Genomic DNA, 9,262 nt, shown 5'->3' with positions numbered 1-9,262 from the left:
AGGGCCGCCAGGGGGACTTGCAGCACCAGGAAGTTGTTGTTGAGCCAGTGGTAGTAGGGGTCCTGGGCCAGGTCGCCGGTTAGGCGGGGAACGGCAGCCATGGCGGGGATGTCCTCAAACATCCAGCCCATGTGTGACCACCAGAGCCCCTTGAGGCTGCTGTGGTGATCCATATCCGTATCGGAAAACTTGTGGTGGTGGCGATGCAGCCCCACCCAGTCGATAGGGCCGTGCTGGCAGCTCAGGGCACCGCAGGTGGCGAAGAACCGCTCCAACCAATGGGGCACTCGGAAGGCCCGGTGGCTCAGCAGTCGGTGGTAGCCCACGGTGACGCCAAGGCAGGCCGTGAGCCAATAGAGCACCAGGAAGGTGGTGACCGACTGCCAACTCCAGAACTGGGGCATCAATGCCACCAGCGCCAAAATATGGATCGCGGCCATAAAGCCGATCGTGCCCCAGCGGGTGCTCTTGGGACTCGGACGGTGGCCCCTGTGCAGGGAAAGGGCCCTTTGGGTGCCCCGATCTCCCGAATTAATCGAAGCTGGACTGCGTGTGCTGGTTGTGGCGGCCATGGCGGACCGACTCCTGATCGAACTGTAAAATAGTAGCAATACGGATCCGTATCGAGTGGGTTACCGGGAAGAAATCGCATCAGGTCGGGTGGCTTTCGCCCATCTGATCAGGGTGTGGCACGAGCGCAACGGTTGGAGCCATAGGGTTTTGCCCGCCCTGGCGGAGGCCCTCGACCTGGGCCGGGTGCACAATTCCCAGCTCTCGATGCTGCGCAACGGCAAGCTGGCTTCCCCCGGCCCCGAACTGTTTTTGGCCCTGGGGCGCATCAATCAGCTGCTGGCCCAGCAGGTGCAGGGCGGCCAGGTCGGTGCGGACCTGCGCCAGCGACTTTCGGACCATCCCGAGCTAGTGGCGGCCTTGGAGATCTCGGCCCTGCCGGTGCAGGGGGAGGGGGAGCCGGTGCTGGGACCGGGCCAGTTGATGGAGATATTTGTGGGCTTGAGCCAGCCCCCTGCTGCTTTCGACCTGCGCATTGCCGAGTCTGAGGCTGCCCCCTTGAGTGCGGCCTTGGCCCTGTTGTTTACCGCCGGCCGTCCCTGGCGCCAGTGTCGAGAGCAGTTACTGGCTGCCTATCCAGTGGAGAAGAGGCAGAGAAGGGATCGCTTCGCCGCCGTAATGGCCGGCCAATCGGACTACTCTGCCGCCGAACTGGACTGCGAATTGCCCGACCTGCGCCGCACCTTGGCGGCCCTGGGGGCCGCAGGCGAGGGGGAGCTGGAGGCCGATCAGTTTCTTGATCTGCTGCGCCACAAGGCGAGCGATTGGCAGCAGGGCCCTGGAGCGCCTGGTTCTGGCGATCTCGGGGCGGCGATCCGCCAGCAGATGGCCCGTTTTTAGGCCCGATAGCTGGCTTCGCGCACCTTCTTGGCCAACCCCAGGAAGCGCAGCAGCTTGATGTGTTGCCAGGTGATATCGAATTCGAACCAGCGCAGGCCGTGGCGGGCCGAGTGGGGGAAGGTGTGGTGGTTGTTATGCCAGCCCTCACCAAAGGTCAAGATCGCCACCCACCAGCAGTTGCGGGAGAGGTCGGGGGAATCGAAATTGCGATAGCCGAAGGCATGGGTGGCCGAATTCACCAGCCAGGTCACGTGATAAACGATCACCAGCCTCAAAGGAATCGCCCAGAGCACCAGGCCCAGGCCCCCGCCATGGACCCCGGCAATTTCGCCATACCAATAGAGGGCTGCCCCAAGGGGCAACTGGAGCAGCAGAAACCAGCGATCCAGCCAGCGATAGAAAGGGTCCCGCTGGAGGTCTCCGGTGAGTCGATCTACGTGGCTAAGCGCTGGAATTGGGTGCAACATCCAGGAGCTGTGGGCCCACCACAGGCCCCGGGCGGCGTCGTGATGGTCGTTGGGTTGGTCAGAAAACTTGTGGTGGTGCCTGTGCAAGCCCACCCATTCGATCGGTCCGCTCTGGCAGGCGAGGGCTCCCATCAGCACCAGGATCCGCTCCACTGGTTGGGAAACCACGAAGGCCCGGTGGGTAACCAGGCGATGGAGGCCCATGGTTACCCCGAGCACGGTGACCCAATACAGGACAACCAGCGCCACAACAGCTTGCCAGCTCCAGAATTGCGGCAGCAGGGCGAACACTGCCCCCACATGCATCGCCAGCATGAAGCCGGTGGTGCCGGATTTGAATTTCCTTTGGGAACGCGGCAGGGGTTCCCTGGTGGTTTCCACTGCCTCGCGCATGCGGGATTCGAGATCCCTGCTGGGCCGATCAAGCGTTAGCAATTGGGCTTGCAGGTCTGCTGCAGAGCCGTTTGTGCCCACAACCAAATTCTTTCTCCTGGTAGAGCTGCCTTAGGGAGCCCCCAGGTAGCCATAAAAATCTAGTGCCCGCTGGTTTACCCCCATTGGGCGGCAGCATGGGCACACCACTACCGCAATCGGATGGCAGCTTCGGCCTGGGCCAAGGAGCAGGTGGCGGCAGCCTTGGGGCGCAGCGCTGGGCGAGCTGCCGAGTTCACGGCCCAGGTGGGGCAGCGCCTGGAGCGGGTGCTGGCGGCCTTTGCTGCGGAGCGCTTGGGCAGCCACCATTTCGCTTCGGTGAGTGGCTATGGCCACGGCGACCAGGGCCGGGAAGTGCTGGATCGGGTGTTTGCCCGGGTGCTCCAGGCTGAGGCTGCTGCGGTGCGGCTCCAGTTTGTAAGTGGCACCCATGCCATCTCCGCTGCCCTCTATGGGGTGCTGCGCCCAGGCGATCGGCTGCTGGCCATTACGGGCCGCCCCTACGACACCCTGGAGGAGGTGATTGGACTACGCGGCAGCGGCCAGGGCTCCTTGGCGGAATTCGGCATCCACTACGACGAGTTGGCCCTGCTGGCCGATGGCAGCGTGGATCAAGGGGGATTGGCCGATGCCCTATCGGTGCCTACCCGAATGGTGCTGATCCAGCGCAGCTGCGGCTACAGCTGGCGGCCCTCCCTGGGGGTCGATCAGATCGGCTTGCTCTGCGGGCAGGTAAAGGAGATCCAGCCGGCTTGCATCTGCTTTGTAGACAACTGCTACGGCGAGTTGGTGGAGTCGCAGGAGCCCACCGCCGTTGGGGCAGACCTGATCGCCGGTTCCCTGATTAAAAACCTGGGGGGCACCATTGTCCCGACCGGTGGCTACGTGGCTGGCCGAGCCGATCTGGTGGAGATGGCCTGCTGCCGCCTCACCGCCCCCGGCATTGGCAGCGAGGGGGGGACGGGCTTTGATCTGTATCGCCTGCTTTTCCAGGGCCTTTTCCTGGCGCCCCAAATGGTGGCGGAGGCCCTGATCAGTGCCGAGTTGGTGGCGGAGGTGTTCTCTGGCCTGGGCTATCCGGTCAATCCCATGCCAGGGGCCATGCGCGCCGACGTGATTCAGGCCGTGCGCCTGGGCTCAGCCGAACCGCTGCAAACCATCTGTCGGGCCTTCCAGGCCGCTTCGCCCGTGGGGGCCTACCTCGATCCGGTGCCAGCTCCGATGCCTGGCTATGAAAGCGAGTTGGTGATGGCGGGGGGCACCTTCATTGATGGCAGCACCAGTGAATTCTCCGCCGATGCCCCCCTGCGGGAGCCCTACGTGCTCTACGCCCAAGGCGGCACCCATCGGGCCCACGCCCAATTGGCCCTGGAGCGGGCCCTGGTGGCGTTAGCGGATAGCGGTGTGTTTCAGGCAAACTGAACGGCAGCAATTGACTGTCGATACCGATGGAGTTCCCCAGCGCCTGTCGCTACGCCGACAGCCATGAATATGTGAGGCAGGAGGGGGGCTTGGCCCGCCTGGGCCTGAGCGCCTTTGCAGTCGATCAGTTGGGCGACATTGTCTTTGTGGAGCTGCCCGAGGTGGGGGCCACGATCGCGGCCGGCCAGAGCTTTGGCAGCGTCGAATCGGTCAAGGCCGTGGAGGATCTGTTGGCTCCAATCGGTGGCGTGGTGCAGGCCCGCAATGAGGCGGTGCTGGCCAGCCCTGAAGAACTGCAGAACGATCCCTATGGAGAAGGCTGGCTGTTGGTGGTTGAGCCCCAGGATCCAGCCGCCATTGCTGGACTGATGGATGCGACCAGCTATGCCGCCAAGGTTCAGGGCAGTTGATGGAGAACTTTGAGGGGCGCCACATCGGCCCCAGTGCCAGCGACCAGAGCCAAATGCTGGCTGAAATCGGCGCCACCAGCCTGGAGGATTTGTCCTGTCAGATAGTTCCTGCAGACATCCTGCTAAGTGCCGCTGAGGCCGCCCAGGGTTTGCCTGAACCCTGCTCGGAAGCCGAGGCCCTAGGCGAGTTGGCGGCGATTGCGGGGCAGAACCAGGTGCTGCGCAGCCTGATTGGCCAGGGCTACTACGGCACGGCCACCCCGGCGGTGATTCAGCGCCATGTCTTTGAAAATCCTGCCTGGTACACCGCCTACACCCCCTACCAGGCTGAAATTGCCCAGGGGCGCCTCGAGGCCCTCCTCAATTTCCAGACCCTGATCAGCGAACTGACCGGCCTGCCGATCGCCAATGCCTCACTGCTGGATGAGGCCACGGCGGCAGCTGAGGCGATGGCCCTGGCCAAGGCCGTTTGCAAGCGCCCCGGCGCCCACCGCTTTGTGGTGGATCAGGCGATCTTCCCCCAAACCCTGGCGGTGCTGCAGACCAGGGCCGAACCCCTCGGCATTGAAATTGTCCTGGTGGATGGACGCACCCTGGCAACTGCGCCTACTGCTCAAGCTCCGGAGCCATTTTCAGAGGAGGTCTTCGGGTTGCTGCTCCAGCTCCCCTGCAGCGATGGCGGCCTGTTTGATCCCAGTTCGCTTTTGGCCGCCGCCAGGGCCGCAGGGGTAATTAGTTGTGTGGCCATTGATCCGCTGGCCCAGGTGTTGCTGGCCCCGGTGGCTGAGTTGGGAGCCGATATTGCCGTGGGCAGTGCCCAGCGTTTTGGCGTGCCGATGGGTTTTGGCGGCCCCCATGCCGCCTTTTTGGCCACCACAGAAGCCTTCAAACGCCAAATCCCTGGCCGCTTGGTGGGCCAATCCCTCGATGCGGAGGGCCGTCCGGCCCTGCGTTTGGCCTTGCAAACCCGCGAGCAGCACATCCGCCGCGACAAGGCCACTAGCAACATCTGCACCGCCCAGGTGCTGTTGGCCGTAATGGCCAGCTTCTATTCAGTGCACCACGGCCCCGAGGGGCTCACCGCCATTGCCCGGCGAATCCTGGCCCTGCGCTGCGCCCTGGCCGAGGGTCTGGCCCAGTTGGGTTTGCAGGTGAAGCCCGGCCCAGGTTTTGACACCCTGTGCTTTTCAGCGCCCGAGGCCGAACTTCTGGTGGCCCGGGCCCGCGCCGCCGGTTTCAACCTGCGCCACTTTGGCGAGCATCAAGCGGGAGCTCCCCAGGCTCCGAAAACCTGGGTGGGCATCAGCCTCGATGAGCTCTCTAGCCCGAAGGAGTTGGGCTGTCTGTTGACGGCCCTTGGCGGCGACAGTCCCGCTGAAATTGGCCCAGTAGATCTGTTCAACTCAGCAGATCTGGCCGACCAGGCCCTGCAGGGTTTGCCCCTGCGTCAGAAACCCTGGCTGCAGCAGGCGGCCTTCCACCAGTACCGCAGCGAAACCGAACTACTGCGCTACATCCAGCGCCTGGTGAGCCAGGATCTCTCCCTGGTGCACGGGATGATCCCGCTGGGCAGTTGCACCATGAAGCTGAATGGGGCGGCGGAGCTGGCACCGGTCAGCTGGCCAGCTTTTGCCCAGCTGCACCCCTTTGCCCCCCCTGAACAGGCCGAGGGTTATGCACGCCTGGCCGCCGATTTAGAGGATTGGTTGGCGGCAATTACTGGCTTTGATGGGGTTTCGCTCCAGCCCAATGCCGGATCCCAGGGGGAATATGCCGGCCTATTGGCTATTCGGGCCTGGCACCACAGCCGCGGCCAGGCCCATCGCCGCATCTGCCTGATCCCCACCAGTGCCCATGGCACCAACCCGGCCAGTGCCGTGATGGCCGGCATGCAGGTGGTGGCAGTGGGCTGTGATGACCAGGGAAATATTGATTTGGCGGATCTGGAGACCAAGGCCGCTGCCCATGGGCCGAATCTGGCGGCCCTGATGGTTACCTATCCCTCCACCCACGGGGTATTTGAAGCCAGCATTCGTCAGATCTGTGGCTGCGTCCATGCCCATGGCGGCCAGGTCTATCTCGATGGCGCCAACCTCAACGCCCAGGTGGGGCTATGCAAGCCAGGCCTCTATGGCGCTGATGTTTGCCATCTCAACTTGCACAAGACCTTCTGCATTCCCCACGGCGGCGGTGGGCCCGGGGTGGGACCCATTGCCGTGGCTAAACACCTGGTGCCCTTTTTGCCAGGGTCCGGAACCGGTGCTGGCGCCGCTGTAGGCGCGGTTTGCGCCGCCCCCCTTGGCAGCGCCAGCATCCTGCCGATCAGCTGGATGTATATCCGCATGATGGGGGGCTCCGGGCTGCGGCGGGCCAGTCAGGTGGCCCTATTGGCGGCCAATGTGATGGCCCAGCGGCTCGATCCCCATTTCCCGGTGCTCTTCCGCGGCGCCGGTGGACGGGTGGCCCACGAGTGCATTTTGGATTTGCGTCCCCTCAAGCGAAGTGCAGGCCTTGAGGTGGATGACCTGGCTAAGCGGCTGATGGATTACGGCTTCCATGCCCCCACGGTTAGTTGGCCCGTGGCGGGAACGGTGATGGTGGAGCCGACAGAAAGTGAATCCCTGGCGGAAATAAATCGCTTTTGCCAAGCGATGGTGGCGATTAGGGCCGAGGTGGCTGCGATTGAGGCCGGTGAGGCCGACCCCCATGACAACCCCCTTAAGCGTTCGCCCCACACCTTGGCGGCCGTTACGGCAGACCATTGGGACCGGCCCTACAGCCGCAGCCAGGCGGCTTTCCCCGCCGGCGATTCCCAGCGCTCCCATAAGTTTTGGCCTGCGGTGGCCAGGATCGACAATGCCTTCGGAGACCGCAACCTGGTGTGCACCTGCCCCTCAGTTGAGGAACTGGCCCAAGCTGTACCAGTTGCTACGGCCAGTTAGGCCTTTGATAGTGCAAAATGAACTTAATTGGCGGGCTAAAACACAGCATTTTTTAGTGTTTGTGTTCTTGCTTTTCCAACACTATTTGCTGTAATTGCGCTAGGGGTTTATCCCCCATGGTCCAGTTGCTGGCATAAGCCATTCATTCTTGGGGATTATGAACGGCAACAACAACGGTTCAGGCCCAACCACCGTGAGGGTTGAGGGCACCAACGTGGTGCGGGTTCCATTTGGTGTGCGTCAGGCCCGCCGCGCCAAGCCCAAACGCCCGGACCACTGGGCCACCCTGGTGCTTCCCTTTCACCTGGGCATCGATCCCACCCCCCCACCCCAGGCGGCCTAGGCCCGGGGGGTATTAGTAGTTGGCGCCGCTGCGGCGTTGGTGCACTGCCGTGGTGCCGCCTGGATCCAGGACCCCGCCAGCTCCTACCTGGGCGTAGAGCAGCCAGTGGTCGCCGCATTCCATCCGTTGCTTCACGGTGCACTCCAGCCAGGCCAATCCCTCCGGCAGGATCGGCTGGCCCGCCGGGGTGGTGGCCATTTCAAGGCCGGCGAAGCGATCGGCGCCAGGGCTGAAGGGCTGCAGAAATTGCTTCATCGGTCCGCTCTCTTTGCCCGCGGCCAGCACGTTGAGGGTGAAGCAATCGCCAATGTGCAAAAGCATTTCCACGGCCCGGTCCTTGGCGACGGCCACGGTTAGCCCCGGGGGCGAAAAGCTGGCCTGGCTTACCCAGCTCGCCACCATCGCACCGCTGAGTTTGGAGTCTGCTGTTCCCTTGCAGGTCGTGAGCACGCACAGGGAGCCGACTATTCGGCCCAGGGCTTGGATGGCTGGATTGCTGCGGCTTTCGCTCAGGCCACCAGCGGCGCTGCGGCGCTCCTTTTTGCGCTGGTTTGCCAGCAGGCTGCGGCCCAGGGCAGTGCCGGTTTCCTCGATGCTCTTGATCCTGGCCGCATCCGGACTGAACTTCACCTTGATCGGCTCAAAGCCAAAGCGGAAGCCGCCATCGCGCAGCTTGTTTTCTAGAAGATCCAGGGCTTCGCCACTCCAGCCAAAGCTGCCAAAGACGCCCACGGGCTTTTGGCGATCGCCTTCAGCCAGCACGGTGCCTAGGGCCGAGACGATCGGCGTGGGGGCATGGCCTCCCAGGGTGGGGGAGCCGATCAGGATGGCGTCGCAATTGCGGATTGCAGCAAGGAGCTGCTCCGGCGGGCTGAACTCGCAATTGATGCTCTCCACCCGCACCCCGGTGCGTGAAACCCCCTGGGCCAGGGCATCGGCAATGGCGGCCGTATTGCCGTAGGCGCTGGCGAACAACAGGGCCACCGCCAGGTTCGAGCGTTCCTGGGCTTCGCCCCAGCGGCGGTAGTCGTTGAGCAGGCTGCGCCAACTGCTGGCAATGGCGGGGCCATGGCCTGGTGCGATGGTGCGGATGTCCAGGGTCTCGAGGCGCTCCACCACGGTCTCCACCTGGCGGGCCATTGGAGCCATCAGGCAATCGAAGAAGTAGCGGCGATCTTCTTCCGTGCTGCTGGCGGTGGATTCAGCAAAGGCCTCGGTGCATAGATGGGCGGCGAAGAACTTGCCGCTCATCAATAGGCCGGTGGCTTCTTCAAAGGCAATCAGACCTCCCGGCCAGCGGGGCGTGGGGGTGGGCAGCAGGGTGAGCCGATGGCCATCGGCCAGGGTCCGGCTCACCTCCTGCTTGACAATGTCGATCTTGGGTAGGAGTGGAATTGCCATTTCCGCTTGATCGCCGCCTGCTGGTGCGGGTTTGAGCTGGTCCCACAGTTCGCCAATCAGCTTGGCGCCCGTGTTGGAGGCCACCAGCATCAGTTCGGGCCAGTGGGCGGCCAGCTGCCGCAGCATCGACACCCGGTTGGGGTTCACATGGCCCACCACCACCTTCAGGGCTGCCCCTTGGGGCACCAGCTTTTTGAGCTGCTCTAGGAAGGGTGCGGCGAAGGATTCTCCAGGTGGAAAGAGCAATACCGGTGGTACCGGCTGTCCGGCGCTGGTGCTGCCGGCACTGAATAGGAAGCTGTTGGCGCTGGTGCCCCGCTCAAGGCCGTACTCCACCTCAAAGCGCAGGCGGTTGGGGCTTAGTCCCCTAAGGCAGAGCAGCCCCGCCTCAATCGGCAGCACAATCACCCGCCGTTCTTTGCTGATCGCTTGCAT

Annotated in this window: 7 protein-coding genes and 1 pseudogene; 5 read left to right on the top strand and 3 right to left on the bottom strand. The window is 63.6% G+C overall.

The window, feature by feature from the left end; genetic code table 11:
* Positions 1–440 (bottom strand): annotated as a pseudogene (locus KBY58_RS01965) (acyl-CoA desaturase); the annotation flags it as partial.
* 187 nt (positions 441–627) lie between these two features.
* Between KBY58_RS01965 and KBY58_RS01960 the strand changes: the two are divergent.
* Positions 628–1,410: a hypothetical protein gene (locus KBY58_RS01960; RefSeq protein ID WP_254934210.1), complete on the top strand. Its 783-nt coding sequence runs from the start codon at positions 628–630 to the stop codon at positions 1,408–1,410.
* On the opposite strand, the gene KBY58_RS01955 is transcribed toward KBY58_RS01960, so the two are convergent.
* Positions 1,407–2,270 carry an acyl-CoA desaturase gene (locus KBY58_RS01955; RefSeq protein ID WP_255002603.1) on the bottom strand — a complete coding sequence of 288 codons (864 nt, stop codon included), beginning with the start codon at positions 2,268–2,270 and terminating at the stop codon, positions 1,407–1,409. The two genes, KBY58_RS01960 and KBY58_RS01955, sit on opposite strands and share 4 nt — an antisense overlap.
* Before the next feature lie 201 nt (positions 2,271–2,471).
* Here KBY58_RS01955 and KBY58_RS01950 point away from each other — a divergent pair, with 201 nt between their 5' ends.
* The 4 genes from KBY58_RS01950 (at position 2,472) to KBY58_RS01935 (ending at position 7,426) form a co-directional block, all read left to right on the top strand.
* The gene (locus tag KBY58_RS01950) at positions 2,472–3,731 is read left to right on the top strand and encodes an aminotransferase class I/II-fold pyridoxal phosphate-dependent enzyme (RefSeq protein ID WP_255002595.1); all 1,260 of its coding nucleotides are present in this window, start codon (positions 2,472–2,474) and stop codon (positions 3,729–3,731) included.
* A gap of 20 nt (positions 3,732–3,751) precedes the next feature.
* A complete protein-coding gene (gene gcvH / locus KBY58_RS01945; protein WP_254934619.1) occupies positions 3,752–4,141 on the top strand; it encodes a glycine cleavage system protein GcvH in 390 nt (129 codons plus the stop codon).
* Positions 4,141–7,083 (top strand): aminomethyl-transferring glycine dehydrogenase, encoded by a 2,943-nt coding sequence (gene gcvP, locus KBY58_RS01940; protein ID WP_255002594.1) that lies wholly within the window; start codon positions 4,141–4,143, stop codon positions 7,081–7,083. The genes gcvH and gcvP overlap by 1 nt, the downstream gene beginning before the upstream one ends.
* Positions 7,084–7,240: 157 nt before the next feature.
* Positions 7,241–7,426, top strand: coding sequence for a hypothetical protein (locus tag KBY58_RS01935; RefSeq protein WP_255002604.1), 186 nt, complete (start codon positions 7,241–7,243; stop codon positions 7,424–7,426).
* 12 nt (positions 7,427–7,438) lie between these two features.
* Here KBY58_RS01935 and KBY58_RS01930 read toward each other — a convergent pair whose 3' ends face one another.
* On the bottom strand, positions 7,439–9,262 hold the full coding sequence (locus tag KBY58_RS01930; protein ID WP_255002592.1) for a diflavin flavoprotein: 1,824 nt from the start codon (positions 9,260–9,262) through the stop codon (positions 7,439–7,441).

Source organism: Cyanobium sp. HWJ4-Hawea (assembly GCF_024345815.1).
Lineage (GTDB): Bacteria > Cyanobacteriota > Cyanobacteriia > PCC-6307 > Cyanobiaceae > Cyanobium_A.
Note: the sequence above shows the minus strand (reverse complement) of the source record. Positions and strands in the feature narration are given on the sequence as shown.

Excerpts from the sequence above, each read along its gene's own strand:
- KBY58_RS01935 (WP_255002604.1), top strand. The coding sequence starts at position 7,241 with ATGAACGGCAACAACAACGGTTCAGGCCCAACCACCGTGAGGGTTGAG.
- KBY58_RS01930 (WP_255002592.1), bottom strand. The coding sequence starts at position 9,262 with ATGCAAGCGATCAGCAAAGAACGGCGGGTGATTGTGCTGCCGATTGAG.
- gcvP (WP_255002594.1), top strand. The coding sequence starts at position 4,141 with ATGGAGAACTTTGAGGGGCGCCACATCGGCCCCAGTGCCAGCGACCAG.
- KBY58_RS01955 (WP_255002603.1), bottom strand. The coding sequence starts at position 2,270 with ATGCGCGAGGCAGTGGAAACCACCAGGGAACCCCTGCCGCGTTCCCAA.
- KBY58_RS01950 (WP_255002595.1), top strand. The coding sequence starts at position 2,472 with ATGGCAGCTTCGGCCTGGGCCAAGGAGCAGGTGGCGGCAGCCTTGGGG.